Below are 26,445 nucleotides of genomic sequence, written 5' to 3' on the forward strand. Positions count from 1 at the left end.
GAAAGCCATATGCCTTCAGCCGCCGGCTTCCGTGCGAAAGCCGGCGGTTTTCCCGCGTCCCTGCTTCGGTCGGGATGTCGCATGAGATCAGCGAGGTCAGATGTGAAGCGTGCCTTCCGCCAGCGGCACCGCCTGGCCCCCGATCCTGGCTCTGGCAATCTCGCCTTCCTTCACGTCGATATGCAGATGGATATAGGAGGGACGGCCCATCTCCACCCCCTGCTCCACCAGAACCGGATGATGCCCTTCCGGAAGCGCGTCGAAATGCTGGATCGTGCCTGAAAGTGCCGCGACCGCCGCCCCCGTTGCGGGATCTTCGGCAATCCCCATGTCGGGCGAGAACATGCGGGCATGGAATTTCGCCTGATGATGCACGCCGCCGCGGCAATAGACGTAAGCCGAGGCGAGCCCGCCCTCCACGAAGGGAGCGGCCTTTTCCCACAGCATCGTATCGAACTCCATTTCCTGCACGGCGGCCAAATTGTGCAGCGGCACCATAAGGAAGGGCACGCCGGCACTCCAGATGGAGGCGACGTGATTCTCGAAGCCGATATCCGCGAGTTTGACGCTCAGCGCATCGGCGATCCCTTGCCGGTCGAGCGGCAGGTTGATGCGCACCGGCTTCTTCGGAAGGTCGAACTCGGCAAAGCCGGCTTCCCCTTCCCGCAGCCGGACGGCGCAGCGCACCGGCCCGACATTTTCCTCCAGCACGCAGACGATATCCACATTGCCAGCCGCCGCCACATGATTGCGCCCGGCAAGGGCGACCGCCGTGCCGACGGTCGGGTGGCCTGCGAAGGGAAGCTCTCGGGCAGGCGTAAAAATGCGCAGCTTCGCCGCATAGGCAGGATTTTCCGCCTTTTGGACGAAGACCGTCTCGGAAAGGTTCATTTCCCTGGCAAGCGCCTGCATGGCCTGGTCGTCTAGGCCGTCGCCGTCGAAGACCACGGCAAGCGGGTTGCCCGAAAGCCTCTTGTCCGTGAAGACGTCGTAGATGCCGTAGCGCCGCGCCAAACGAACCTCCTCATTTACCCTTGGCGCCAAACTGCCCGAGCAGATCGGCCAGCGCAAGGCGTCACGATCCGCTGCCCCCACCGAAATACCAATCGAGCACCGGCAGCATGGCGACATGGTACGGATGGGCGGCGCGATCGGCGGATCGGATGGCGACAGCCGCAGCGATCTCCTTCTCCTCCGCCACCTCGATATGCCGCTCTATGCGGGAGATCATCTCGTCCGCCGTCAGTTCGAACCGGAACAGCCGGAACAGGGTGATCGCCCGGCGGTAGCGGCAGACGTTATAGCCTTCGGCCGTTTCTGCCTGTCTGAGGTCGAGGCCAGTCTCCTCCAGCACCTCCCGCCGCATATTGCCGTCCACGTCGCAATGGCCATCGACGATGTCCTCGGGCTCCATGGAACCGCAGGCGAAATAGACGAGGCCCGGATTGGCGGTATGCTCGCCCATGCGGATGGCGATGAGCGCACCGTCCGAACTTTCGAGAACGGGGTAGCCGAAAACGTGGATACCGCCGGCGCGGCTCGCCTGCTTGCGCCACCAGAGGAAAGCGGAATAGGGAATGACGTGCCCCTCGCTGCGGAAGCCTTCGGGCGTCAGCGAAACCTTCCGGTGAAGAACCATACGGCCGTCGAAGAGCGCCGGATTGGCGGCGATTTCCTTTTCCCAGTTTGCGGCGATGGCCTCCCGCTCCGCGAGATAGAGGGGATGATCGCCCGGCAGGACCTGCAATTCCGCTTGGCCCACCGGGAAGATGGTCTGCTCCGGCGGCCAGCCGGCGAAATCATCGGAAAATTCGATATTCATTCGAGATCCAGTTCCATCACGACGGGGCAATGGTCGGAGGCCTTGGGACGGTCCCAACCGATGCGGGGGAAGCGCTCCACCTCCTGGCCAGGCGGGAAGACCGTGCGGTAGGGCTGCCCGCCGCGGATGATTTCCGGAATGCGCTCCGCGCTGCGGCGCGCGAGCGTCGGTGAAAGCCAGATATAATCGAGCTGGCAGAGGTGCTGCTCCTCCGGTCCGCGTGCATGATAGAGCGTCCACCGGTCCATGACGTCGCGGCGCTCCACGGGGTTTTCAGCAAAACCGTCATGGCTGAAGACGTCGAGCGCGCTCGCCTCCTCCCGCACCGGCTCGAAGCGGTAGCCGAGCCTGCGCGTGCCGATCACCTGCACCTTTTCCTGGTAATCGTTCATGTCGCCGCAGATGGCGAAATTCTTGTCCGCCGTGCGCCCCTTGCCGAACTGACGCTCGATAATGTGGCGGACGGCCCTGGCCTCCGCGGTGCGGATCGCCATGGTTCCGGTGCGGCCATCGGTTCCATCGCGGGCATTGCCCATGGATTTGAAGTGCACAACATAGAGCGAGAAGGGCTTGCCGCCGATCTTGAGTTCCAGTTCCAGGCAGTCGCGCTTGAAGATCTTGTCGTAGGGATCGTTGGTGAGCGCCAGTTCGTCATTGAAGAGGCCGAGATCATGATAGGTCAGCATGGCGTGGCTTCGCACGTCGACGACCTCGATCTTCTCGCCCGTCCGCGTTTCCTCCCGCATCAGCACCGCGACATCTATGCCGCGCGAATCATTGCCCTCGACGAGATATTTCTGGCGATAGCCGTTGCCGACCATGCGATAGAGGTAACCGTATTCAAAGGCCTGAAGAGCGGGCATGTTGTCCACTTCCTGCAGGCAGAGGATATCGGCATCGGCTTCCGCAATCGCGAGCGCCGAAAGCTGGCGGGTGTCGTCGGTCTCGGCGATCAGCCGCGCCTGTTCGAGCTGCTGATAGACGACCTTGTCCTGCACGTCGTAGAGCCTCAGCACCCGATCCTGCCGGAGCTGGTTTCGCCAGCCGGAGAAATCGAAACGGGTCATGAGGTTTTCGATATTGAAGGTGCCGAGGCGCAGCGACATGAAGCGGAATCCTCCTGTTTCGACGGCACCATAACCATGCGGGCCGAAGCTGGCTACAATCTCCAAGCGGAGCGGATGACGATCGGCAGGACATCGCCCGCCTTCACCGGATCGCGGCTGAAAGCCCGGAGCATCTGCCCGTCCGGCAGGACGAGCCGCAAGGCGTAGCGCTCACCTTCGAAGAGCACGGAGACGACGCGGGCCTCGATCCCCCCGCCCGCCACCGCGATATCCTGCGGCCTCACAAGAATGTCGGCATGCGCCGTATTCGTCTCGGCGGGATCGAAGAGTAGCTGGAGGCCGCTCCAGTCCAGACGCCGGTTGTCACCGGCCAGTGACGGCAGCGAGAGGATGGCTCCCTGCCCCACCAGCGCGCCGACGAGGCGGCCTTCCGGCCTGGCATAAATCTCCTCCGGCGAGGCTACCTGCAGCAGCCGCCCCTCCGACATCACCGCGACATCGGTGGCGAGCGCCATGGCCTCGCCCTGATCATGCGTGACATAGATCATCGTCGCGCCCGAGCGGGCGTGGAATTCCCGGAAGGTCTCCTCCATCTCCTGGCGCAGATGCCGGTCGAGATTGGCGAGCGGCTCGTCGAGAAGCACGACATCCGGCTCGGTGACAAGGCAGCGGGCCAGCGCCACGCGCTGCCGCTGACCGCCGGAAAGATCGGCCGGCCGGCGGTCCGCGAAGTTTTCCAGGCGAACGGCGGCAAGCGCCTCGCCGATCTTCTTCTGCCGCCTCTCGCCGGAAATGCCGCGCACCTTGAGCGGATAGCCGACATTGTCGGCGACGCTCATATGCGGCCAGAGCGCATAGGACTGGAAGACCATCGCCATGTTGCGGCTTTCCGGCGGAATCATCTCCCCGGCATCCGCGAGCACCCGCTCGCCGAGCAGGATGGAGCCATCGGTCGGCTGCTCGAAACCGGCGATCATCCTCAGCACCGTCGTCTTGCCGCAGCCGGAGGGGCCAAGCAGCGCCAGGAAGCCGCCTTCTCGCACGGTCAGCGACAGATCGTTCACGGCCGGTTTTCCCGAGCCGAAGGCCTTGGAGACACGATTGAGGATCAGCTTCGCCAAGGCACCACTCCCTTCGGCAGTCGTTTCGCCATCAGCTCCAGCGCGATCATCATGGCGACGACCATGACCACCACGAGGACGGACAGAGCGGAGGCGAGATTGAAACTGCCGCTGTCATCGAGATTGTAGATCGCCACGCCGAGCGTCTGCGTGCCCGCCGACCAGAGCAGCGCGGAGATGGTCAGTTCGTTGCAGGCGATCAGGAAGACGAGGATCACCGAGGCGCCGGCGGCGGGCGCCACCAGCGGCACGAGGATATCCGCGAGCCTTCGTCCGAAGCCGGCGCCGGAAAGCCGTGCAGCCTCTTCCAGCGACGGATCGAGCTGGCGGAAGGCGCTGACCACCGGCTTCAGGCTGACGGCGAAGAAACTGGAGAAGTAGGCGATCAGGATGATCCAGATCGTGCCGTAGATGGAGATGCGAAGGATCGGGATCGGCGCGGCGAAGAGCAGGATGAAGGCGACGGCCAGCACGATGCCCGGAAGCGCGTAGGGAATTTCCGCAAGCGCGGTGATGAGGCCGGCAAGCCGGCTCTTCGTGCGCACGAGGAAATAGCCGGTCAGCACCGTCACCGCCAGGAGACCGAAAGCGGTCGAAACGGAGAGAAAAATGGAATTGGAAAACGCGGTGCGCGTCACCGACTGACGGAAGAGGATTTCCTCGTAGGCGTGGATGGTCACGGTCTTGGCGCTCAGCGGCACGCCATAGGCCGGTGCCAAGGAACTTGCGACGAGCGCCGTCAGCGGCATCACCAGGATCAACAGGATGACGAGCCAGAGCAGCGCTTCGGCAAACACCCGCCAGCCGCCCAGCCGGAAAACCGCGACCTGCCCGGAAAGGCCGATCACGCGATAATCCCTCCCCTTGAGAACCCGGCTTTCCACGGAAAGTCCGATGATCGAGATAATCGCGATCAGCGCGGAGATGAGCGATACGTCGCCGAAGGTGCCGGGACCGAAGCTTGCGAATTTCGAATAGATCAGCACCGGCAGCGTGTAGATCGAGGCGGGGATACCGAGGATCGCCGGAATGCCGAAATTGCCGACGCCCGAGACGAAGGCGATCGCCGCACCGGCCACGAGCCCCGGCAGCGACAGCGGCAGGATGATATCGATGAGCACCCGGCGCGACGACGCGCCGGAAAGCCTTGCCGCTTCCACCGCATCGCGCGGCAGGGCAAGCAGCCCGGCCCGCAGCGAAAGATAGACGAGCGGCGCATGCTGCACGCCGAAGAGCAGCGCTATGCCGCCGATCGAATAGAGCGGCTGTGGGCTGCCGAGCGGCGGCGCGAGCCCCAGCGCCTTCAGAAGCGCGCTCGAAGGCCCCGTCATGCCGATCCAGGAGAGCGCCGTCACCTGCGGCGGGATCATCATCGGCAGCATGAAGAGGAAACCGAGCAGCGCCTTCGCCCGAATGTCGAAGAGCGTCAGCAAGAGCGCGAAACCGCCGCCGAGGATCACCGCGGCGATCATGCCGAGGAAGGACGTGACGAGCGTATCGTAAACCGACCGCCAGAGTGCCGGATCGGACAAGAGCTTCGCAGCCCCGCCTTCGAACGCCGAAGCAAGCCCCGTCGCCGCCAGCCTGCCGAGCGGCAGCACGCTCAGGAAGAAGACGACGGTGACGACAAAAGGAAACAGCCAGCGCGGCTGGCTGTTTCCCGGATTTCCGGATCGCGTCATGCGCTCTCTATATCAGCCCTTGATGCCGAAGATATCCGAAAAGGTCTTCACATCCTCTTCGGAAGCCTTGAGAGCTTCGGCCGCGTTGATCGGCAATACCTTGATCTCTTCGCGGGCGGGATAGCCGGCCGGCAGATCGATGCCGTTGCGGGCCGGGATGTAGCCGAGCTTGGCGGCGATCTTCTGGCCGTTTTCCGACAGCAGATAGTCGATGAACTTCCTGGCGGCATCGGCATGCTTGGTGGAGGAAAGGATCGCCGCGGGCTCGGTAACGGCCGAGACGCCCTCCGTCGGGAAGACGAACTCCACCGGCGCGCCCTTCGCCTTCTCGCGGATCGGCAGGTAGTCGACGACCACCCCATAAGCTTTCTCGCCCGATGCGACCGCCTTCAGCACGCCGCCATTGCCGCCGGCAGCGACGGCGCCGTTATCCTTGAGCTGCTTGTAATAATCCCAGCCGAGGCCGTCGACACCGGCAAGCGTCTGGGCGTGGATGAGCGCAGCACCCGAAGCGAGCGGGCTCGGCATGGCGACCAGGCCCTTGGCTTCCGGCTTGGCGAGATCGGCCCAGCTCGTCGGCTTCATGCCGGCCTGGGTGTTGTACATGATGCCGGTGGTGATGAGCTTGGTGGAATGGTAGTAGCCGTCGGCGTCATAGAGAGCAGCGTCGAAATTGGCGGCTTCCGGCGACTTGTAGGCGAGAAGCTGGCCAGCCTGCTTCATGCGTTCCAGCGTGACGGTATCGGCGATCAGCAGAACGTCGGCCATCGGGTTGCCGGCCTGGATCTCCGCATTCAGCTTCGCCATGATCTGCGGCGTGCCGTCGCGAACCCATTCGACGTCGATATCCGGGTTGGCGGCCTTGAAGCCATCGACGGTCGCCTGGGCATCCTCGTTCGGCTGGCTGGTGTAGAGCACGAGGTCGGCGGCTTGCGCGGCACCCGCGACAAGGCCAAGCGCGACGAGCGCGGTGAAGGCGGAGAGAAGCTTTTTCATCTGAGCAGTCCTTCTGAATGGATAACCGCTTAAACACGATCGATCTGACAGGTATGTGACAGTCGCGACCAGCCCCGCAGAAAGACTATCCGCAATAAAAAAGCCCCGTCACCGAGTGGAGACAGGGCTTTGAACTTTGTAAGCGACCTGATCAGGCAGCGGCGGCGGAAAGCGCGTTGCCGATGAGGCGGCCGAGCCGCTGGATGCCTTCCTCGATCATCGCCTCGTCGGCGCAGGAGAAGGAGAGCCGCAGGGTATTCGCGCCCGAGCGGTCGGCGAAGAAGGCCTGGCCCGGCACGAAAGCGACCTTCTCCGTCTCGATCGAGCGGGCGAGAAGCTCGGCGCCGTCGAGGCCCGCCGGAACGGTGACCCAGACGAACATGCCGCCTTCCGGCTTCGTCCAGCTCGTGCCCTTCGGCATGTACTTGGCGAGCGCGGCCAACATGGCGTCACGGCGGGCGCTGTAGGCTGTCTTGATCTTGGCCACCTGCGCGTCGAAGCCGCGCGTCGCGACATGTTCGATGGCGATCTGGTTGATGGTCGAGGAATGCAGGTCGGCCGCCTGCTTCATCAGCACCAGCTTGCGGATGACCGGCATGGCGGCGACCACGAAGCCGACGCGAAGACCGGGAGCAAGGGTCTTGGAGAAGCTTCCGCAATAGATGGTGCGGGTGTTCTCGATGCCGCCCTTGCGGGCGATGTCGAGCGCCAGGATCGGCGGGACCGCTTCGCCATCGTAGCGCAGCGACTGGTAGGCCGCATCCTCGATGACCGCGATGTCGAGCTCATCGGCAAGGCCGAGCAGCTTTTCGCGCCCTGCCCGATCCACCGTCTCGCCGGTCGGATTGGCGAAATCGGCCGAGAGATAGGCGAACTTCACCGCGCCGCCTGCTTTGGCCGCAGCCTCCTGATACGCGGCCGGCGTGCGGTTGCCGAAGGAAAGCTGGTCATAAGTCGGCTCGTAGGCGTTGAAAGCCTGCAGTGCGCCGAGATAGGTCGGCCAAGTGACGAGCGCGGTATCCTTCGGCGATAGGAAGAGCTTGCCGAGATAATCCAGCGCCTGCTGCGAGCCCGACGTGATGAAGACGTTTTCGACCGCGCAAGGGATGCCGATCTTGGCCATCTCGCCGACCAGCCATTCGCGCAGCGGCTTGTAGCCCTCGCTCACCGAATACTGGAGCGCGGCATTCACCTGGGGGCCGGAAAAGATATCCGAATAGGCCTGCTTGAATTCCTGATCGGGAAAGAGCGCCGGGTCGGGAATGCCGCCTGCGAAGGAGATGATGTCGGGACGCTCGAGCAGCTTCAGGAGCTCACGGATTTCGGACGCACGCATGCGACTGGAGCGCGTCGCAAAGATATGTTCCCAATCAAGCACGGATGTTTCCTCTTATTTCAATTTTCTATCGTCTTTCTTTACAGAAAGATCGACAGGTCAGCAATACTGACCTATTGGCCGGCGAGGTATTTTTTTGTCCTCTTGCCCACTATGCCACCAGAGCCATTCCAGCAAAAGTGCGTAGCGGTTTTGCGGCCGCAATTGCGTGAAAACAGACTGCACCCGCGCTTGCCAGAACGGCAAATAGACGCCAGTTTCCGTTCCCCGACAAATAGCGAAGCGGCCGCCCGGCCCAAGAGGAAAACATGCTCAAGAATATCGATCCGGCGCTCAACGCCGACGTGCTGCACGCGCTGCGTTCCATGGGACACGGCGACACGCTGGCGCTCGTGGACACCAATTTTCCGGCCGAATCGGTCGCGCGCCAGAGCACACTCGGCAAACTGCTCAGGATCGACAATGTCTCCGCGGCACGCGCCATGGAGGCCATCCTCTCGGTGCTGCCGCTCGACACCCCGCTCCAACCCTCCGTCGGCCGGATGGAGGTCATGGGCGCGCCCGATCAGCTCGAGCCCGTGCAGGTGGAAGTACAGGCCAAGATCGACGCAGCCGAAGGCCAGTCCGCCCCCATGTACGGTATCGAGCGCTTCGCCTTCTACGAGGCGGCGAAAAAGGCCTATTGCGTGATAGCGACCGGCGAAACGCGGTTCTACGGCTGCTTCCTGCTCACCAAGGGCGTCATTCCGCCGGCGGCGTGAACTATTTGCGCAGAGGAAAGCTCTGACCCCATGAGCGAAAAACTAAAGCTAAATCCACAGCTTTGTAAACATGCTTACGACGAAGCAGTGGAAAGGATAGCAAGACTTGCGGCTTATGCGACGTCACGCAGCCTGAAGATACTCGGCTTCGGTGATTACTTTTCCTTAGCCGAAGAGCTCTGCAAAAAGGACCTGATAATATTAGCCATTTCCGTCAGACGTCTGGCTGAAATGACAAAAAGCACAAGCGAACTGAAAAACCTCCGCATAAAAGCTATGATTACCGATGAGCGAGGCAATCACACGGGCGGCCAGGAAAACTGTTGGGACATAGTCGGCAACATTTTGCACGGTGTGGAAATAGATGTATTTAAGGATGTTGGAAAATACATTTCAGAAGACTTTATGGAAATCATGAGAAACAAAGATGAAATTGATGCCGCCATCTCTATAAAATCTGAAAAATTTCACAAAAAAATGTTCAAGCTTACGGATTTTCTTCGCTGCATAAATGAATATCTCGATAAGGCTGACGAAACCCTCTCTGACAATGGCATATTTGTAAGCGACCTATATCAATAGGCCGGAGCATACGCCCCGGCCTATGATGTAGATTGCCAGAGTTTTGTTTTAGTTGACCGTCTTGTCGACCAGCTTGTTCTTGCCGATCCAAGGCATCATGGCGCGCAGCTTGGTGCCGACTTCCTCAATCTGGTGGTTGTCGTTGTTGCGGCGGATGCCCTTGAAGCGGGCACCGCCGGCGCGATATTCCTGCATCCATTCGGAGGTGAACTTGCCGGTCTGGATGTCCTTCAGGACGCGCTTCATCTCCGCCTTGGTCTCGTCGGTGATGATACGCGGACCGGTGACGTATTCGCCCCATTCGGCCGTGTTGGAGATCGAGTAGTTCATGTTGGCGATGCCGCCTTCATAGATCAGGTCGACGATCAGCTTCACTTCGTGCAGGCACTCGAAATAGGCCATTTCCGGCGCGTAGCCGGCTTCCACCAGCGTCTCGAAACCAGCGCGGATGAGCTCGACCAGACCGCCGCAGAGAACGACCTGTTCGCCGAAGAGGTCGGTTTCGCACTCTTCCTTGAAGTTGGTCTCGATGATGCCCGAACGGCCGCCGCCGACGCCGCAGGCGTAGGAGAGAGCGAGTTCAAGAGCATTGCCGGAAGCGTTCTGATGAACGGCGACCAGGCACGGCACGCCGCCGCCCTTCTGGTATTCGCCGCGAACCGTGTGGCCCGGGCCCTTCGGCGCGATCATGACGACGTCGACCGATGCCTTCGGCTCGATCAGGCCGAAATGCACGTTCAGGCCGTGGGCGAAGGCGATTGCAGCGCCGTCGCGGATGTTCGGAGCGATTTCAGCCTTGTAGATATCGGCCTGCAGTTCGTCCGGGGTCGCCATCATCATCAGGTCGGCCCACTTGGCGGCTTCGGCAACCGTCATGACCTTGAAGCCATCGGCCTCGGCCTTCTTGACGGTCGGCGAACCGGCCTTCAGCGCGATCGCCAGGTTCTTGGCGCCCGAATCCTTGAGGTTCAGCGCATGCGCGCGGCCCTGCGAACCGTAGCCGATGACGGCGACGTTCTTCGATTTGATGAGGTTGATATCGGCATCCCGATCGTAATAAACGCGCATCGTTTTTTCCTTCCCTATGCGTGTCGCTTGTTGATGATGTTCATCGTCCCGAGGCGGCGCGGAGCGCCTCCCCCGAATCCTTCTGCGTGCCGTGCAGCGTCAGGAAGGCGTCGACCGCCTTCTGCGCCTGGCGTGCATTGTCCTTGAGGCCCGGCTCGCCCAGCAGCATGCGCACATGCAGGTCGGAGACGATCAGGCCGTAAAGCGTGTGATAGGCCGCGTCGGCATCGTCGAAGCGCAGGAGCCCTGCCCGCTTGCCCGCATCGATCAACGCGATTGCGCGGCGATCGATCTGGCGGCGGCCGTGCTCGAGCAGCAGCTTGCCGAGTTTGGAACCGTCGCGGTTGGACTGGCCGATCGCCAGCCGGTTCAGCGCCAGAGACACGTCGCCGGCCAGAACCTCCAACAGGTCGCGGGCGAAAAGCTCCAGATGTTCGCGCAGCAATACGGCGTTCAGCCGCTCGCCTGAGCGCTCGAAGGTGCGCACCTTGCTTGCCTGATGGGCGATCATCGCAGCCAGCAGGCCTTCGCGATCGCCGAACCACTTGTAGAGGCTTTCCTTGGAGCAATGCGCTGCGCGCGCCAGGCCGGAAGTCGTGAGCGCCTTTTCGCCCCCTTCCACGAGTAGCCGAAGCGCCTGCTCCAGAACGACATTCTGGCGGGGCGAAAATTCCGGCATGCGGCCTGCTTCGGCGATCACTGTAGGGCCTCCAATTTCCGTACCGTACGGTACGGTTCGGGTGCAGCTTATGACGCAGTCGCAAGCCGGCGTCAAGACGGTTCGGGAGAAGTTGATCGGCAGTTCTTCCAGCGGCGTCCCGTTGCCGGCGAAACCGATCTTGTCAGTTGGGGCTAGGCCGGCAGCGGCGGCAATTCCGGCGCCTCCAATCCCCGGAAGGGATCACGCCACGCGTCGATGTCTTCGAGCCGACGATACCAGCGGCGAATGGAAGGATAATCATCGATCGGCAGCAGCGCCGCATCGTTGAAGGGCAGAAACGTACCCATTCGGAAGTCCGCGAAAGAAAGCGTGTCCCCGACCAGCCAAAGCCGGCTTGAAAGTTCGGCTTCAAGGACCTCAGCGGCCCGGTGAAATTGCCGCAATCCATCCTGGACCTGTTGCGGATCCAGGGGGCCGATCCCGTACCGCAGCTTGGTTCCGCGTTCAAAATGCACGATATCGCAAGCTTTCACGAAATTCTGCATGCCCCAACTGATCCATCGGATCATCTCCGGCTCGTCATCGTCGGTGCGCCAGAAATCCGAGCGCATGTCGCGGGAAAGGCGGCAGACGATTGCGTCAGCCTCCCAAAGGGCCCTTCCGGGACCCTGCAGAATAGGCACCAACAGGTTCGGGTTCAGCGAGCGGTAACGCTCGGCTTGCCCCGGCGCTCGCGGCGATGCGTATTCAAACTCGACCGGCGCATTCAGATAGCGCGCAGCAGCCACCGCCAGACGCGGGTTGGGATTGCGGCTGAAATACAGTTTCATAACAGGCGTGCCTCCATTCATCTCCTTTTAAAGACGAGAGCGGGCACGAGTATCCGACATGCCGGAACAAAAATGCACGTCTGGCCGCCCGATCGTTTCGGACGTTTTCGAAACGATCAAAGCCGGCGCAAACCTGCGCCGGCTTTGATCGGGCCTTTCATGATATGTCGGCGTTTTCAGCCCGGCCGGATCAGGCGGCGTAGGCATCGCCCACGCCGCGCAGACCCTTCACATACGAGATGAGGTCCGCGATCGTAACCAGCGGCATTCCATGGAGTTTCGCGAACTCGACGAGGTCCGGCAGCCGCGCCATGGTGCCGTCATCCTTGGCAACCTCGCAGATGACGCCGGAAGGCTTCAGGCCCGCCAGACGGCAGAGCTCCACGGCCGCTTCCGTATGTCCGGGGCGTGAAAGTACGCCATTCGGATGGGCGCGGAGGGGAAAGATATGGCCCGGCCGCGCGAAGTCGTCCGGCTGCGCCTTCGGGTCCATCAGCGCCCTCACCGTTGCTGCCCGGTCGGCCGCCGAGATGCCCGTCGTCGTTCCCGGAATGTAATCCACCGAAACGGTGAAGGCCGTCTTATGGGATTCCGTATTCCGCGGGACCATCAGCGGGATGTCGAGCGCATCCAGCCGCTCGCCTTCCATCGCCACGCAGATCAGACCGCGTGCGTGGTTCATCATGAACGCAACGGTCTCCGCAGTCACCGTTTCCGATGCCGCGATGATGTCTCCCTCGTTCTCCCGATCCTCGTCATCCACGACGACGATCATCCGGCCACGAGCCAGAGCTTCGAGAGCATCTTCGATTTTTGCGATTGTCATTTCAGTGCCTTTCAAGGGTTACCCGCGTTAGCGGTAAAACCACGGCCTTGCGAGCCGCCATTTATCCCTTGGGCGAACAAGCCGGACTCGTCCCCCGAACAGGAAACACCCGGCGTTGTTCTCTTCCATCCGGACTTTAACCGTCGGCTCCGGCATCTCACCGGATCTGCTGACCTTCCACTTGCGTGAAAGCGCTCGCGGGCTCCGGGATCACTCCCGATACCGCCGGTGGGGAATTGCACCCCGCCCTGAGAACGGTTCCAAAATAATGACTTCCGCGGGTGATTTGCAAGAGGCTTTGCGACAGCCGAGCTTTGTACCGAGGAATTAATCACCTTCAGCGGCATCTGCCGGAGAAGATTTTTCCGGACAACATGGCGTTGCTCGGCGTGACGAGCATTGCCGATATCGGGCACGAACACATCGTCGACATGTCCGCGTGAAGCGCCACAAGGCTAGGCGGTGACGGGTTCGCGGACCGATTCCGATTCCATGTCGCGCAAGGGCGAAAGGCCGTAGAGCCGGCTGTATTCGCGGCTGAACTGGGAAGGGCTCTGATAGCCGACCCGATGGCCCGCCGTGCCGACATCCAGCTTTTCCACCAGCATCAGCCGGCGCGCTTCATGCAGGCGCAGCTTCTTCTGGAATTGAACCGGCGTCATCGCCGTCGCCGCCTTGAAGTGATGGTGGAACGAGGATTCGCTCATATTGACGCGCTCCGCCAGTTCCTCGATGCGAAGCGGACGGGCGTAGTTCTGGCGCAGCCAGGCGATGGCGCGTGCGATCCGGTTGCCGTTGCTGTCGTTGACCGCGATGTTGAGCAGCCGCGCGCCGTCCGGGCCGGTGAGAATGCGGTAGAGGATTTCCTGCTGGATCAGCGGCGCCATGGCCGGTATCTCCTGCGGGCGATCGAGCAGGCGCAACAGACGCACCGCCGCGTCCAGGATTTCCGGCGAGGCGGCATTGACGGTGATGCCGCGCTGGCTTTCCGCATTGGCCTGCCGCCGGGGAAGCTCGATGCGGTTGAGAAGCTCCGCGAGCTTCCCGCTGTCGATCGCGAGCGCGAAGCAGAAATGCGGGGTTTCCGGGCTTGCTTCCGTCACCCGCCAGGTGACGGGCAGATCCAACGAGGTGAGAAGATACTCGCCCATGGCATAGTTGATCGTCTCCGTGCCGAGACGCAGGCTTTTGGCACCCTGCAGCACGATCGCCACACAGGGGCGATAGCTGCTGTGGAACGACTCGCTCGGCGTAGAGCGCCGGCTGAGACACAGATTGTCGATGGCCGTGTCGAACTCGCCCTCGCCCGGCGTATGGCGCGCGGCGATGGAGGCGATTTCCTGATAGGGATTGAAGGGCAGCGTCATGGAAACTCGCTCTGGGATGGCCGCAGGTTTCTTCCAATCTAGGCGTCACGGCGCCATTCTACAAATCCGCAGTCGGCTTACGGAGAAAACGATGCGTTTTATCAATCCCATCCCTTTCGTTCGCGACATAAGCCGCTCCAAGGAATTCTACAACAAGCTGCTGGGTCTGAAAATTATCGAAGACGCCGGAAATTTCGTCCTTTTCGAGTCCGGCTTTGCAATCCACGAAGGTCAATCGCTCGAGCAAACGGTCTGGAACCGGAAGCGTGACACCGGCGAACCCTATGGCCGACGGAATTTGCTTCTGTATTTCGAACACAGCGATGTCGATGCCGCCTTTGAAAGCATCGCGCCGCATGTGGAGTTGATACATCCCATAGAAAAACAGGCGTGGGGGCAGCGGGTCTTTCGTTTCTACGACCCGGATGGACATGCGATCGAGATCGGCGAACCGGAGGACCGAAACACTTAGACGTTTCGTGAAATAGCCTGGCACGGAGCGCGCCATGAATTTTGCAGGATCGTGCAAGAAGCTTGCAGGATCGATCTAACACCTATCGGCTGCCCGGATGCATATTCCGCCTCGTCCCTTTTCCCTCAAATCAACAGATGATTGGAGCTTCTCATGGCTATTGCTAGAGGCTATGCCGCCACCGACGCGTCCAAGCCGCTGACGCCCTTCACCTTCGAGCGCCGCGAACCGAATGCCGACGACGTGGTCATCTCGATCCAGTATTGCGGCGTCTGCCATTCCGATATCCACCAGGCCCGCAACGAATGGGGCGGGTCGAAATATCCGATGGTGCCGGGCCACGAAATCGTCGGCACGATCGCGGCCGTCGGTTCGTCGGTCACGAAGTTCAAGGTCGGCGACAAGGTAGGCGTCGGCTGCTTCGTCGACAGCTGCGTCGGCTGCGCTTCCCGCGATGTCGACAACGAGCAGTACATGCCCGGTCTCGTGCAGACCTATAACGACTACGAGGCCGATGGAAAGACGCCGACCTATGGCGGCTATTCGGACTCGATCGTCGTCAAGGAAGGCTATGTGCTGTCGATCCCGGAAAACCTGCCGCTCGATGCCGCAGCACCGCTGCTTTGCGCCGGCATCACGCTCTACTCGCCGCTTCGCCACTGGAATGCCGGCCCTGGCAAAAAGGTCGCGATCGTCGGCATGGGCGGTCTCGGCCATATGGGCGTCAAGCTCGGCGCGGCCATGGGCGCGGACATCACCGTTCTCAGCCAATCGCTCTCCAAGAAGGAAGATGGGCTGAAGCTCGGCGCCAAGGAATATTACGCCACCAGCGATGCCGAGACCTTTACCAAGCTCGCGGGCACTTTCGACCTCATCATCTGCACGGTGGGCGTGGCGATCGACTGGAACGCCTATCTCGGCCTTCTCAAGGTCAACGGCTCCATGGTTCTGGTCGGCGTGCCGGAGCATGCGGTACCAGTTCATGCCTTCTCGCTGATCCCCGGCCGCAAGAGCCTTTCCGGCTCGATGATCGGCTCGATCAAGGAAACCCAGGAAATGCTGGATTTCTGCGGTCAGCACAACATCGTCTCGGAGATCGAGACGATCAATATCGGTGAGATCAACGAAGCCTATGAACGCGTCCTGAAGAGTGACGTACGCTACCGCTTCGTCATCGACATGGCCTCGCTGGCGGCCTGATCAAACCGAGAGGGGCGGTTTCCGGCCGCCCTTCTCCTTTTTCTGTCGCAAAGCTCTATGAGGCCCGGCGCACCAAATCGTCGGAAAGACAGGCGACAGCTTGGGGATCAGATACATCCACGATGGTTATCCCGTGCTGCATTGCAGCCTCATGCATTTCCGAGTTGTCCTGCAAGGACCGCTCGATGAACTTATCCATTATGGCGCGGACAGGCTCGTCGGCTTGCCGATATTCCGCCTCGGACCGCATTCTTTCCCGCAGAAAATCCGCATCCGCATGGAGACAGATCCCGGCAACCCTATCGGAAACAAGAGGCGCTATGAACTCTGGCCGAAGCGCCGATCCCTCAAGGACAAGCGGCCTCCCGGCTTCGATCTCGCACTCGATCATCCGCCTGATATTGGGCCACATGTTTTCGTGATGCACCTTCAGAAACCAGTAGATCGTCTCCGGTGAAAGCCGCGCGTAATATTCGGCGACAGGTTGAGGTATGCTCGGCCATGGTCGGCCGGGATGTCTTCCGAGGCGGTCGGTCGATACCATATTCCAGCCGAGCGTTTCGGCGAGACGCCGCGCGAGCGTGGTTTTACCCACATGCGAACTCCCGGCAATCAGGATGCCCGATAGTCTTTGCCCCACCCGCTTCTCCGCCGAGTTCGCATTCAATTTCGCATTCAAGCGAGTTCGCTCGCGTCGTAACGCTCCCGCGCCGCCTTGACGTCGGCATGATTGGCTTCCGCCCAGCGAAGAACCTTGGACAGCGGCTCGAACAGCGAGCGTCCGAGATCGGTCATGCGATATTCCACGCTCGGCGGCTTGGTGGGAAACACCTCCCGCTCGATATAGCCGTCCCGCTGCAGGTCCCGCAGGGTCTGGGTCAGCATGCGCTGCGAAATATCCGGGATCAGCCGGCGGAGTTCCCCGAAGCGATAGGGACGGATAGCAAGCGCCTCCAGGAGCAGCGTGGACCATTTGCCGGCGATGCGATCGATCACGTCGCGCACTGGGCAGTTGTCCATATCCCACGCGGTGATGTCGAACTCCTCGCGCTGCAGCTGCGGGCTGGTTTTGCTCAGAACCATGGTGGTTCCCTCCCGGTAACGATCTCCCGCGAAACTGCCTTCTTTACAGCCTGAGGTCAATTCCTATTTTAGCGCTAGTCTCTTTTTGAGACCAACACTCACCAACGCTGCCGCGTGCAAGCGGCCGCCAGAAAAGGAAGATTTCATGAGCAAGCTGCTCGTCACCGGCGCCGCCGGCCAACTGGGCCAGTCGATCATTCGTCACCTCCTGGAAACGTCCAAGGTGCCCGCCAGCGACATCATCGCTGCAAGCCGTGATCCGCAAAAGCTTGCCGGCCTTGCCGAAAAGGGCATCGAAACCCGCAAGGCCGATTTCGATGACGAAGCCGGCCTCGTCGCCGCCTTCAAGGGAGCTGACCGCGTGCTCATCATCTCCACCGACGATCTCGCCAATCCTGGCAAGCGCCTGATCCAGCACCGCAACGCCGTCTCGGCGGCGGCCAAGGCGGGCGTCAAGCACGTCGTCTACACCTCCATGCCGAATCCGGACAAATCGCTCATCTCCTTCGCGCCCGACCACCTCGGCACGGAGGAAGCGATCAAGGCGAGCGGCCTCTCCTACACCATCCTGCGCAATGCTTGGTATTACGACAACTACCTGCACTCCATGCCGCACAACCTCCAGGCCGGCAAATGGTATACCGCATTCGGCAAGGGCCGGGTCTCCAACATCTCCCGCGACGACTGCGCCCGTGCCGCCGCCGCAGCACTTGCCAACCCGCCTGCCGGCAGCCAGACGCTGACGCTCACCGGACCGCAGGCGCATACCGCGGAGGAGATCGCCGCGGCTGTTTCGGCCGCCGCCGGCAAGCCGCTGGAGGTCGTGCATGCGAGTGACGAGCAACTCGAGCAAGGTCTGATCGGTGCCGGGCTACCGGGTTTCGTCGTCAAAATGCTGGTCTCGACCGACGCCAATATCCGGGCCGGCAATTTCGATCTGGTGACCGGGGATTTCGAGAAGCTGACGGGCGTGAAGCCTCAACCTCTCAGCGCCTACTTCGCGGAACACAAAGCAGCGCTCCTCGCCGCATAAAGTATTTGACTAAGTCCAATAAATATCAGACAGAGTCTCCAAAGGGAGGCTCTGTCCATGACCGATATCGCCATGCTGGACGCCGTTCGCGGCTTCAACCGCTTCTACACGAACAAGCTCGGCCTGCTGGCCAAGGGTTATCTCGATACCGATTACACGCTCACCGAAGCGCGCATCCTCTATGAGATCGGCGCCCGAAAGCGACTTTCGGCAACCGAACTCAATCGCGAACTCGGTCTCGATCCGGCCTATCTCAGCCGCATCCTGAAGAAGTTCCGCGAGGCAGGTTTCATCGAAAGCGAGCCCGATCCCGCCGACGGGCGCAGCCAGATTCTCATCGTCACCGATAGGGGACAGGCGGAATTCGAAATGCTTGGCGAGCTTTCCCGCCGGCAGATCGCCGCGGACCTCGATAACGTCGAAGATACCCGCCGTCAGGCTCTAATCGGCGCGATGAACACGATCCGCGCAACTCTCGACCCGTCAATGCCGGCCGGTCCGGCGATCATTCGCCCCCACCGGATCGGCGATATCGGCTGGATCATCGAGGCGCAAGCCAAGGCCTACGCGGCCGAATACGGCTGGAATGAAAAGTTCGAAGGCATGGTTGCCGAAGTGGCCGGCAAGTTCCTGACGAATTTCAACCCTGAACGCGAACGCTGCTGGATCGCCGAGCGCGACGGCCAGAGGGTGGGTTCGATCGTGGCCGCGGATGGCGGAGACGGCATCGCCAAGCTCCGTCTTCTCTATCTCGCTCCCGAAGCGCGTGGACTCGGCCTCGGCCGAACCTTGGTCGAGGAATGCATCCGCTTTTCAAAGACTGCTGGCTATCGCCAGCTCTCGCTCTGGACCAATGACGTCCTGACGGCGGCAATTCACATCTACCGGAAGGCCGGCTTCCGGCTGGTTTTCGAAGAGAAGCACGCCATGTTCGGTCCGGAATGCAACGGGCAGACCTGGGTTCTCGACCTCAGCGAGGCAAGGCTTTCCGCCTAGACTTTCTGACCGCAGGCATGGCGGAAGCGGCGCACCGTTTCCGCCATGCCGTATTCCAGCGCGTCCGCGGTCAGGCCGTGGCCGATCGAGACTTCCGCGAGCGTCGGAATGCGCTTCGCCAGCGCCGGCAGGTTGGCGACAGTCAGGTCGTGGCCGGCATTGACGGCAAGCCCTTCGGCCGCCGCCGCATCGGCCGTCCGCCCCAGTTTTTCGAGGATTTCCGCCGCGAGTTCCGGCTTGTCGTAGCAGCCGCCATAGGGCCCGGTATAAAGCTCGATGCGGTCCGCGCCGGTCGCCTTGGCAAGCTTGACGGCCTCGACATCGCCATCTCCATCGGCAAAGAGCGACACGCGCACGCCCTTCGCCTTCAGCCGTGCGACGATCGGCTTCAGGAACTCGCCCTGCGCGCGGAAATTGAAGCCATGATCCGAGGTCGCCTGGGCGGGATCGTCCGGCACCAGCGTCACTTGCTCCGGCTCGGTTCTTTCGCAGAGCGCCAGGAAATCCTCGCTCGGATAGCCTTCGATGTTGAACTCCGCTTCCGGAAACTCGTCGTCGATCAGCGCGCGGATCACCGGCAGGTCGGAGAAGCGGATATGCCGCTGGTCGGGACGTGGATGGACAGTCAGCCCCGCCGCGCCGGCCTGCAGAGCGATACGGCCGAGATGTTCAAGGCTCGGCCAGGGAAGATCGCGGCGATTGCGCAGCATGGCGATGGCGTTAATGTTGACCGAAAGCTTGGCGGGCATGGCGAAAGTTCCATCTGAGACGACGTGACCTGCTTATGCCATCGAGATAGTAGAGGCCAATGGCTTTTCTGCCATCCGCCCATGCAAAGTTTTGATGGAAGCGATCAGCGAACGATCGTCAGCGTCTCGGCGGCGCGGGTAATCCCGGTATAGAGCCAGCGCTCGCGGGTATCGCGGAAAGCGAAGCTCTCGTCGAACAGCACGACATTGTTCCACTGCGACCCCTGAGCCTTGTGAACGGTCAGCGCATAGCCGAAGTCGAAATCGTCATAGCGCTTCTTGGTGGACCAGGGGATCTCGGTTTCCTGATCCTCGAAGGCGGCCTTCAAGAGCTTTATCTTGGCAGCACCCCGATCCATGTCGTCATCTTCGGGGCGAATCATCAGGTTAATGCCGGGCTTCACCGTCTCGCGCGAGGAACTCATTACCTGCCAGAGCGAGCCGTTGAGCAGCCCCTTGGCCGGATCGTTGCGAAGGCAGACCAGCTTGTCGCCCGATTGCGGGTATTCCGCCGAAAAACCCTTAAGCTCCCGCAGACGCTGATTGTAGCGCTTGCGCGTCCTGTTGGTGCCAACCAGCACCTGGTCGGCTTCCATCACGAGGGTCTGGTTGACCTCGTTGCGGGAAATCACCTGCGCCGTGCCGTAGTCGCCATACATCAGCTCCCTGCCCTCGCGCACGTCCATGGCAAGCTTGATGATCGGGTTGTCGCGCGCCTGGCGGTGGATTTCCGTCAGCAGGTAATCCGGCTCCTGTTCGGTGAAGAAGCCGCCGCCGGTCACGGGCGGCAACTGGCCGGGGTCGCCGAGCACCAGGATCGGCGTGCCGAAGCTCAGGAGGTCGCGGCCGAGCTGTTCGTCCACCATCGAGCACTCGTCGATGACGATGAGCGCGGCCTTTGCGACAGGGCTCTGACGGTTGATGGAAAACATCGGCGAGATGGAGGTCTTACCCGTTTCCTCGTTCTCGACCGCCTCTTCGCCGCGCGGGCGATAGATCAGCGAATGGATCGTCTTGGCGTTGCGGGCGCCGCGCGAGCGCAGCACCTGCGCCGCCTTGCCCGTGAAGGCCGCGAACAGCACATCGCCGTCCACATGCTCGGCGAAATAGCGGGCAAGCGTCGTCTTCCCCGTGCCGGCATAGCCGAACAGGCGGAAAACCTGGCTGCGCCCCTCCTTCAGCCATTGCGAAACGGCTTTCAGAGCCTCGTCCTGTTGGGGTGCGAACTGCATGGGAGCGACTTGGCAGGATTCGGGCCGCAGGCGCAACCGAAAAGAACGAAAGAGGATCAAAACAGCTAGGGCGAATGGTCGCCCGAGCGTGTTGTACTCGGCGGATGGGTGTGGAATGGATTGGCAAACGGAGGAGCATGATGAGAATCGAAAGCATAACGTCCAGCGTCCATAGGCTGCCGCCCGCCTCGCCCTGGGAAGATGCCACCAACAAGGTTGAGGCGCTCGAATTCGTCGTCGTCGAGGTCACGACCGACACCGGCATCACCGGCACCGGTTTCAGCTACAGCGTCGATATCGGCGGCACCGCGATCCACACGCTTATCGAGGACTATCTTTCCGGGCTTGCGATCGGAATGAATCCACTCGCCTACGAACAGGTCTGGACGAGGCTTTCGAACCAGTCGCGGCGGCTCGGCCTCGGCGTCAATTCGATGGCCATCGCCGCCATCGATATCGCGATCTGGGACATTATCGGCAAGCACAAGGGCCAGCCGCTGCACCAGCTCATCGGCGCGGCGCGCGAAAGCATCCCCGCCTATATCAGCGAGATCAATCTTTCCGAAAGCGACCGTGTCGAGGATCTGCTGGCCCGCGCCCGGGATTATCTCGCCCGGCGCTACAAGGCGATCAAGATCAAGATCGGCAAGCCCGACCTGGAGGCCGATATCGAACGCCTGGCCAGGCTCCGCGAATTGCTCCCGTGCGATGTGCGCCTGATGGTCGACCTGAACCAGAAATGGAGCGCCGCGCAGGCGATCCAGGCCGCTGGCCGGCTCGAGCAATTTAATCTCGAGTGGATCGAAGAGCCGCTGCTCTATCACGATGTCCAGGGTCACGCGGACCTCAAACGCTCGAGCAAGACGCCGATCGCGCTCGGAGAAAGCCTCTACAGCAAATACCAGTTCCTCAATTATCTCAGGGCCGGCGCCGTGGACGTGGTGCAGGCAGATGTCGCCTTCGTCGGCGGCATTACCGAATGGCTCAAGGTCGCGCATCTCGCCGGCAGCTTCGGCAAGCCGATCGCGCCCCATTACATGATGGAGATTTCGCTGCCGCTCCTCTGCGGCGTGCCGAACGGTTACATGCTGGAGGACGTGGTGGGTGGCAGCTTCACCGAACTCGGCCTCATCGAAAACCCGATCCTCACGAGGGACGGCGTAGGAACGCCGCTCGATGTGCCGGGCCACGGCATCGCGTTCAGCCGAAGCGCGCTTGACGCCTGCCGGACGAATTCGGTGGAGTTGAAGAAATCCTTCAAGGGCGGCAGCAAATAAACCTGCAAAAATCTCAGGTCGGTACGGAATAAAACCCTCCCCTTCGGTGTCTCGACATGGGCGGCAGGAAAAAGCCGCCTTCACACTTGAGAGGAGACCCCCATGAAAACCCTCATTCTCCTGCCCTTCGCATTCGTTGCGCTGGCCACCGCGGCCTTTGCCGCCCCGCCGGTCAAGACCGTCAAGTCCGAGAAGGGCGAAGTGCTTGCCGGCGAAAACGGCATGACGCTCTATACCTTCCGCAACGACAAGAAGGGCATGTCCAACTGCTACGACAAATGCGCCACCAACTGGCCGCCGCTGATGGCGGATAGCAACGCGACCGAAGAAGGCGCATACTCGCTCGTGACCCGCAAGGACGGGTCGAAGCAATGGGCCAAGGACGGCATGCCGCTCTACTACTGGGTCAAGGATACCAAGGAAGGCGATGTCACCGGCGACGGCGTGGGCGGTGTCTGGGATGTCGCGAAACCCTGACGAAGCCGAACCGGCGCACGGGGCGGCTGCTTCCGCGCCGGTTTCCTTCGAGGCGCATATGCTCGCGCTCCTGCCGTCGCTGAGGCGCTATTCTCGCAGCCTCACGCGCTCCGACAGCGAGGGCGAGGACCTGTTGCAGGATTGCGTCGAGAAGGCGCTTTCAAGCCGTGCCCAATGGCGCGGCGTCAACTTCAAGTCCTGGCTCTACAGGATCATGACCAATCTCCACCTCAACCGGCGCCGCACGCTGCGACGGCATCCTTCCGTCGGCATCGAGGAGGCCGAGGCAATGACGGCGGGTGGTCCCGGCGATCCATTGGAGATGAAGCGGCTTTCGCTGGCGCTCGAGGCGCTGCCGGCCGATGCGCGCGCCGTCCTGATGCTGGTGGCGGTCGAGGGATATGGCTACCGGGAAGTCGCCGAAATGCTGGAAATTCCGATTGGAACGGTGATGTCGCGTCTGTCGCGCGCACGCCAGATGCTGCGCGAACAACTCGCGGAAGAAAACGTCATTCATCTGCGGAGACCAAGATGAACGAAGAGGCACGCGTGAGCGAAGCGGAACTGCATGCCTATGTCGACGGGCTTCTCGACGAGGCAGAGCGCGCGCGCATCGAAAGCTGGCTTGCCGCCAATCCGGACGCCGCGGCGATGATCGCCGACTGGAAGACGCAGAACGACCGGATACGCGCCGCTTTCGCAGGGCATGCGAAAAGCATGGAGAACGACGTTCGGCTGATTGCCCGTGGCGCAGCTCCGAAGAAGACCTCGTCCGCCAGGCGCCTGCAGCTTGCGGGCGCTGCGGCCGCGATCTTCGCGATCGGAGCGCTGAGCGGCCATTTTGCTCCGCGATTGCTCGGCCAGCCGCAGATCGAACTCACCTATGCCGAGATCCTGCCGAAGGAGGCGCAGACCGCCTTCCTCGTCTATGCCGGCGAGGTCAGGCATCCGGTGGAAGTGTTCGCCGAAGAGGAAGCGCATCTCGCCACCTGGCTCGGCAAGAGGCTCGCCATCGACGATCTGAAGGTTCCGAACCTTCAGAGGCTCGGCTTCAAACTGGTCGGCGGCCGGCTGCTGCCGGTGGACGGCCAGCCCGGCGCCATGTTCATGTACGAGGACCAGGCCGGCGAGCGCCTGACGGTGCTGCTCGGCCGCAACTCGCAAAACAGGACGACGAGCTTCCGCTTCGCTTCCGTGGGCGAGGTCGAGACCTTCTACTGGATCGACGGCGACCTCGGCTATGCGGTCACCGGCGAGGTGCCGCGCGACGTGCTGCGACAGGTGGCGGAGGAATGCTACCGGCAGTTTCCGTCATGAAGAGGCGAATAGCACCGCTTAGGGCCAATCGACAATCAGGTTTCGGGCGCGGCGCTCCCTGAAACGCGCTCCAAACCCTGAATGTCGATTGGTCCTAACCTGCCGGCAGGCTCCTGCCGATCTCTCCCCGGATCAGGTGTTCGAAAGGCCGCGGCTCCAGCTTTCCGGGATTGGCATAGGGGTTGGAGAAAGCGAAGATGAAGAAGAGGATGACGCCCGAGTAAGCGCCGAACAGCGATAGCAGCGCTATATGCGTCCGCGTCGGGCGGGAGACGTAGAACGCGGCCGAGACCAGAATCAGGCCGATCAGGGCCGGTCCCCAGAACAGGCCGGAGAAGCGGCTGACCGAGGTGGCCTCCCGGAGTTGCCTGTAACGCGCGATGGAAGCGATCCGATCCTTCATGCGCTGGCTCAGATATCGCTCGCGGTCCGTCGTCGGAGAGAGGTCCAGCAGGCGTCGGTAAACCTCATCCCATATCATCCAGGCCTTTGCGGAAAGGCCCTGATGCTGCGCCAGCAGCGGCCACTCCTCATCCACGACGACCGCCAGATACCGCGCCAGCCCCTCCTGCAACGGTGCGACGATCACGCCGCCATAGCGCCCAGCATCGTGATAGACATCCGAGATGGCGATCGCCTCGTCGGTCAGCGTGGCGCGCACGCCCTTGTAATCGTCAAGCTCCTGTGCATAGACGAGACCCAGGATCAACCCGTGCAATGTCGCGATCCTGACCGCGACATTGTTGGCCACGTCCCATGTCCTGTCCCCCTCGTACCCCGGATGGAGCAGCTTTCGCGCGATGAAATAGCTGCCGAGCACCAGAGCGATCGTCGCCAGGACGAAACCGATACCGGTCGCAAGAGAGGTCAGGAAGTCGCTCATCACTTCAACATTGGCCAGAGGCTCGCGACAAGCAAGACCGCCATGGTGATGTTGAACCATTTAAGCCGCACAGGCACCGACAGCCATTCCCTTAGCGCCGAGCCGAAGCCCGCCCAGGTGGAGACGCTCGGAACGTTGACGGCGGCAAAGACCAGGCCCACCATCAGCACGGTCGGCAGGTAATAGGCGGGATCGGTATAGGTCGCCATGGCGGTGACGGCCATCACCCAGGCCTTGGGATTGACCCATTGGAATGCAGCCGCGCCCAGGAATGTCATCGGCCGGGCTGCCGCCTCGCCTTCGGAAAGGCTGCGCGACGTGCCGATCTTCCAGGCGATCCACAAGAGATAGGCGCCGCCCGCGAACTTCAGCACCGTATAGAGGAGCGGCACGCTCTGCATCAGCGCGCCGAGCCCGAGACCCACGGCGATCAGGAGCGAGAAGAAGCCGGCGCCGATGCCGAACATGTGCGGAATGGTGCGGCGAAAGCCGAAATTCACGCCCGATGCGAACAGCATCATGTTGTTCGGCCCCGGCGTGATGGAGGTCGTGAAGGCGAACAGGAACAGGGCCAGAAGGGTTTCCAGCGACATGAGTACTCCGTAGCGCCAATATGATGAGCTTTTTGCGGGCCATCTCGTTCGCCGGATGACTATGATTGGGGTGTAAGCGCGATTCTCTCGATCGGCAAGCGGGCTTGGCGGCAGGATCGAAAGTCTTATGTTAGGACGATTTCCGCCTTCAAGCCCGAGGTCCGCGATGTCCGATCCGATCCCCACCGTCACCCTTCCTTCAGGCATAAAGGTTCCGGCGCTCGGCCTCGGCACCTGGCAGATGGGCGAGGAGCCGCGCAAGGCCGAAATCGAGGTGGAAAGCCTGAAACGCGGCATCGATCTCGGCATGACATTGATCGACACGGCGGAAATGTATGCGGAAGGCGGTTCGGAACGCGTCGTCGGAAAAGCTATCGAAGGCCGGCGCGACGAGGTCTTCCTGGTCAGCAAGGTTTATCCCTGGAATGCCAGCCGTGACGGGGTGATCGCCGCCTGCGAGCGCAGCCTCGATCGAATGGGCACGGGCCGCATCGATCTCTACCTGCTCCACTGGCGCGGCCAGCATCCGCTCGGAGAAACCGTCGCCGGCTTCGAGGCGCTGAGGCAACAGGGCAAGATCGGCGCCTGGGGCGTCTCCAATTTCGACCTGGACGATATGGAGGAACTGATGGAGCTGCCGGAGGGCGCAAACTGCGCGGCAAACCAGGTGCTCTACAATCTCTCCCGCCGCGGTATCGAATACGACCTCCTGCCCTGGTGCCAGGAACGCGGTATTCCCGTGATGGCCTATTCGCCGATCGAGCAGGGGCGGCTTGCCCGCAATGCCGAACTCATCCGCATCGCCAAGGCCTATCAGGCGACCCCGGCGCAGGTGGCGCTTGCCTTCCTCGTCAAGCGCAAGGGCGTGATCGCCATTCCCAAGACGGCCCATCCGGACCGGGTCGAGGAGAATCGCGACGCGATATCGCTGGAGATCAGCGAGGAGGACTGGGCGGCGCTGGATCGCGCCTTTCCGCCGCCCCGAGGCAAGAAGCCGCTGGAGATGATCTGAAG

Annotated in this window: 29 protein-coding genes and 1 riboswitch; of the genes, 11 read left to right on the top strand and 18 right to left on the bottom strand. The window is 61.8% G+C overall.

Annotated elements, in window-relative coordinates:
- Window positions 1–96 precede the first annotated feature (96 nt).
- The 7 genes from YH62_RS02560 to YH62_RS02590 form a co-directional block, all read right to left on the bottom strand.
- Window positions 97–1,014, bottom strand: coding sequence for a PhzF family phenazine biosynthesis protein (locus tag YH62_RS02560; protein WP_046792567.1), 918 nt, complete (start codon window positions 1,012–1,014; stop codon window positions 97–99).
- Between the two features lie 61 nt (window positions 1,015–1,075).
- Window positions 1,076–1,822 carry a DNA mismatch repair protein MutT gene (locus tag YH62_RS02565; protein ID WP_046792568.1) on the bottom strand — a complete coding sequence of 249 codons (747 nt, stop codon included), beginning with the start codon at window positions 1,820–1,822 and terminating at the stop codon, window positions 1,076–1,078.
- Entirely contained in the window at window positions 1,819–2,928 is a 1,110-nt protein-coding gene (locus YH62_RS02570; RefSeq protein ID WP_046792569.1) for an endonuclease/exonuclease/phosphatase family protein, read from the bottom strand. Before YH62_RS02570 ends, YH62_RS02565 begins: the two co-directional genes overlap by 4 nt.
- A gap of 53 nt (window positions 2,929–2,981) precedes the next feature.
- Window positions 2,982–4,010: an ABC transporter ATP-binding protein gene (locus tag YH62_RS02575; protein WP_046792570.1), complete on the bottom strand. Its 1,029-nt coding sequence runs from the start codon at window positions 4,008–4,010 to the stop codon at window positions 2,982–2,984.
- Window positions 3,998–5,692, bottom strand: coding sequence for an iron ABC transporter permease (locus tag YH62_RS02580; protein ID WP_046792571.1), 1,695 nt, complete (start codon window positions 5,690–5,692; stop codon window positions 3,998–4,000). Before YH62_RS02580 ends, YH62_RS02575 begins: the two co-directional genes overlap by 13 nt.
- 12 nt (window positions 5,693–5,704) lie before the next feature.
- On the bottom strand, window positions 5,705–6,688 hold the full coding sequence (locus YH62_RS02585) for an ABC transporter substrate-binding protein (RefSeq protein WP_046792572.1): 984 nt from the start codon (window positions 6,686–6,688) through the stop codon (window positions 5,705–5,707).
- 151 nt (window positions 6,689–6,839) lie between these two features.
- On the bottom strand, window positions 6,840–8,066 hold the full coding sequence (locus YH62_RS02590) for a PLP-dependent aminotransferase family protein (protein WP_046792573.1): 1,227 nt from the start codon (window positions 8,064–8,066) through the stop codon (window positions 6,840–6,842).
- A gap of 266 nt (window positions 8,067–8,332) precedes the next feature.
- Between YH62_RS02590 and YH62_RS02595 the strand changes: the two genes are divergently transcribed.
- Together YH62_RS02595 and YH62_RS02600 are read left to right on the top strand one after the other, a co-directional pair.
- Window positions 8,333–8,785: an RbsD/FucU family protein gene (locus YH62_RS02595; protein WP_046792574.1), complete on the top strand. Its 453-nt coding sequence runs from the start codon at window positions 8,333–8,335 to the stop codon at window positions 8,783–8,785.
- Between the two features lie 30 nt (window positions 8,786–8,815).
- Complete coding sequence (locus YH62_RS02600; protein WP_046792575.1) at window positions 8,816–9,367, top strand: hypothetical protein; 552 nt, start codon at window positions 8,816–8,818, stop codon at window positions 9,365–9,367.
- A gap of 48 nt (window positions 9,368–9,415) precedes the next feature.
- On the opposite strand, the gene ilvC is transcribed toward YH62_RS02600, so the two are convergent.
- The 5 genes from ilvC to YH62_RS02625 all read right to left on the bottom strand — a co-directional run bounded on the left by ilvC (window position 9,416) and on the right by YH62_RS02625 (window position 14,119).
- Window positions 9,416–10,435, bottom strand: a complete 1,020-nt coding sequence (ilvC, locus tag YH62_RS02605) for a ketol-acid reductoisomerase (protein WP_046792576.1) — start codon at window positions 10,433–10,435, stop codon at window positions 9,416–9,418.
- 40 nt (window positions 10,436–10,475) lie between these two features.
- Window positions 10,476–11,114: a TetR/AcrR family transcriptional regulator C-terminal domain-containing protein gene (locus YH62_RS02610; RefSeq protein ID WP_046793008.1), complete on the bottom strand. Its 639-nt coding sequence runs from the start codon at window positions 11,112–11,114 to the stop codon at window positions 10,476–10,478.
- Between the two features lie 173 nt (window positions 11,115–11,287).
- Entirely contained in the window at window positions 11,288–11,926 is a 639-nt protein-coding gene (locus YH62_RS02615; protein ID WP_046792577.1) for a glutathione S-transferase family protein, read from the bottom strand.
- Window positions 11,927–12,116: 190 nt separating this feature from the next.
- The gene (gene ribB / locus YH62_RS02620) at window positions 12,117–12,752 is read right to left on the bottom strand and encodes a 3,4-dihydroxy-2-butanone-4-phosphate synthase (protein ID WP_046792578.1); all 636 of its coding nucleotides are present in this window, start codon (window positions 12,750–12,752) and stop codon (window positions 12,117–12,119) included.
- Window positions 12,753–12,865: 113 nt separating this feature from the next.
- Window positions 12,866–13,012: riboswitch (FMN riboswitch) on the bottom strand.
- Window positions 13,013–13,207: 195 nt separating this feature from the next.
- The gene (locus YH62_RS02625; RefSeq protein ID WP_046792579.1) at window positions 13,208–14,119 is read right to left on the bottom strand and encodes an AraC family transcriptional regulator; all 912 of its coding nucleotides are present in this window, start codon (window positions 14,117–14,119) and stop codon (window positions 13,208–13,210) included.
- A 91-nt stretch (window positions 14,120–14,210) separates the two neighbouring features.
- On the opposite strand from YH62_RS02625, the gene YH62_RS02630 reads away from it, so the two are divergent.
- Both YH62_RS02630 and YH62_RS02635 read left to right on the top strand, forming a co-directional pair.
- Window positions 14,211–14,591 carry a VOC family protein gene (locus YH62_RS02630; RefSeq protein ID WP_046792580.1) on the top strand — a complete coding sequence of 127 codons (381 nt, stop codon included), beginning with the start codon at window positions 14,211–14,213 and terminating at the stop codon, window positions 14,589–14,591.
- 153 nt (window positions 14,592–14,744) lie between these two features.
- Window positions 14,745–15,791 carry an NAD(P)-dependent alcohol dehydrogenase gene (locus YH62_RS02635; protein WP_046792581.1) on the top strand — a complete coding sequence of 349 codons (1,047 nt, stop codon included), beginning with the start codon at window positions 14,745–14,747 and terminating at the stop codon, window positions 15,789–15,791.
- Between the two features lie 55 nt (window positions 15,792–15,846).
- On the opposite strand, the gene YH62_RS02640 is transcribed toward YH62_RS02635, so the two are convergent.
- Together YH62_RS02640 and YH62_RS02645 are read right to left on the bottom strand one after the other, a co-directional pair.
- Window positions 15,847–16,431: an AAA family ATPase gene (locus YH62_RS02640; RefSeq protein WP_046792582.1), complete on the bottom strand. Its 585-nt coding sequence runs from the start codon at window positions 16,429–16,431 to the stop codon at window positions 15,847–15,849.
- Window positions 16,432–16,466: 35 nt separating this feature from the next.
- Window positions 16,467–16,874, bottom strand: coding sequence for a helix-turn-helix domain-containing protein (locus YH62_RS02645; RefSeq protein WP_046792583.1), 408 nt, complete (start codon window positions 16,872–16,874; stop codon window positions 16,467–16,469).
- 145 nt (window positions 16,875–17,019) lie between these two features.
- Here YH62_RS02645 and YH62_RS02650 point away from each other — a divergent pair, with 145 nt between their 5' ends.
- Both YH62_RS02650 and YH62_RS02655 read left to right on the top strand, forming a co-directional pair.
- A complete protein-coding gene (locus YH62_RS02650; RefSeq protein ID WP_046792584.1) occupies window positions 17,020–17,907 on the top strand; it encodes an SDR family oxidoreductase in 888 nt (295 codons plus the stop codon).
- 57 nt (window positions 17,908–17,964) lie between these two features.
- Window positions 17,965–18,903, top strand: a complete 939-nt coding sequence (locus tag YH62_RS02655; RefSeq protein ID WP_046792585.1) for a bifunctional helix-turn-helix transcriptional regulator/GNAT family N-acetyltransferase — start codon at window positions 17,965–17,967, stop codon at window positions 18,901–18,903.
- Here YH62_RS02655 and YH62_RS02660 read toward each other — a convergent pair.
- Both YH62_RS02660 and YH62_RS02665 read right to left on the bottom strand, forming a co-directional pair.
- Window positions 18,900–19,652 carry a pyridoxine 5'-phosphate synthase gene (locus YH62_RS02660; protein ID WP_046792586.1) on the bottom strand — a complete coding sequence of 251 codons (753 nt, stop codon included), beginning with the start codon at window positions 19,650–19,652 and terminating at the stop codon, window positions 18,900–18,902. The genes YH62_RS02655 and YH62_RS02660 overlap by 4 nt on opposite strands.
- A gap of 104 nt (window positions 19,653–19,756) precedes the next feature.
- Window positions 19,757–20,884: an ATP-dependent RecD-like DNA helicase gene (locus YH62_RS02665; RefSeq protein WP_046792587.1), complete on the bottom strand. Its 1,128-nt coding sequence runs from the start codon at window positions 20,882–20,884 to the stop codon at window positions 19,757–19,759.
- Window positions 20,885–21,021: 137 nt separating this feature from the next.
- Between YH62_RS02665 and YH62_RS02670 the strand changes: the two genes are divergently transcribed.
- The 4 genes from YH62_RS02670 to YH62_RS02685 all read left to right on the top strand — a co-directional run bounded on the left by YH62_RS02670 (window position 21,022) and on the right by YH62_RS02685 (window position 23,955).
- Window positions 21,022–22,161, top strand: a complete 1,140-nt coding sequence (locus tag YH62_RS02670) for a mandelate racemase/muconate lactonizing enzyme family protein (protein WP_046792588.1) — start codon at window positions 21,022–21,024, stop codon at window positions 22,159–22,161.
- Between the two features lie 102 nt (window positions 22,162–22,263).
- Window positions 22,264–22,638, top strand: coding sequence for a lipoprotein (locus YH62_RS02675; RefSeq protein ID WP_046792589.1), 375 nt, complete (start codon window positions 22,264–22,266; stop codon window positions 22,636–22,638).
- On the top strand, window positions 22,622–23,173 hold the full coding sequence (locus YH62_RS02680) for an RNA polymerase sigma factor (protein ID WP_046792590.1): 552 nt from the start codon (window positions 22,622–22,624) through the stop codon (window positions 23,171–23,173). Before YH62_RS02675 ends, YH62_RS02680 begins: the two co-directional genes overlap by 17 nt.
- Window positions 23,170–23,955 (top strand): anti-sigma factor, encoded by a 786-nt coding sequence (locus YH62_RS02685; RefSeq protein ID WP_046792591.1) that lies wholly within the window; start codon window positions 23,170–23,172, stop codon window positions 23,953–23,955. The genes YH62_RS02680 and YH62_RS02685 overlap by 4 nt, the downstream gene beginning before the upstream one ends.
- A gap of 94 nt (window positions 23,956–24,049) precedes the next feature.
- Here the strand turns inward: YH62_RS02685 and YH62_RS02690 are convergent, their stop codons facing one another.
- Both YH62_RS02690 and YH62_RS02695 read right to left on the bottom strand, forming a co-directional pair.
- Window positions 24,050–24,838, bottom strand: a complete 789-nt coding sequence (locus tag YH62_RS02690) for a DUF4239 domain-containing protein (protein ID WP_046792592.1) — start codon at window positions 24,836–24,838, stop codon at window positions 24,050–24,052.
- Window positions 24,838–25,431, bottom strand: a complete 594-nt coding sequence (locus tag YH62_RS02695; RefSeq protein WP_046792593.1) for a LysE family translocator — start codon at window positions 25,429–25,431, stop codon at window positions 24,838–24,840. The genes YH62_RS02690 and YH62_RS02695 overlap by 1 nt, the downstream gene beginning before the upstream one ends.
- A 166-nt stretch (window positions 25,432–25,597) precedes the next feature.
- Between YH62_RS02695 and YH62_RS02700 the strand changes: the two genes are divergently transcribed.
- Complete coding sequence (locus YH62_RS02700) at window positions 25,598–26,443, top strand: aldo/keto reductase (RefSeq protein WP_046792594.1); 846 nt, start codon at window positions 25,598–25,600, stop codon at window positions 26,441–26,443.
- Window positions 26,444–26,445 lie beyond the last annotated feature (2 nt).

The sequence above is a fragment of the Rhizobium sp. LC145 genome (genome assembly GCF_001005825.1).
GTDB lineage: Bacteria > Pseudomonadota > Alphaproteobacteria > Rhizobiales > Rhizobiaceae > Neorhizobium.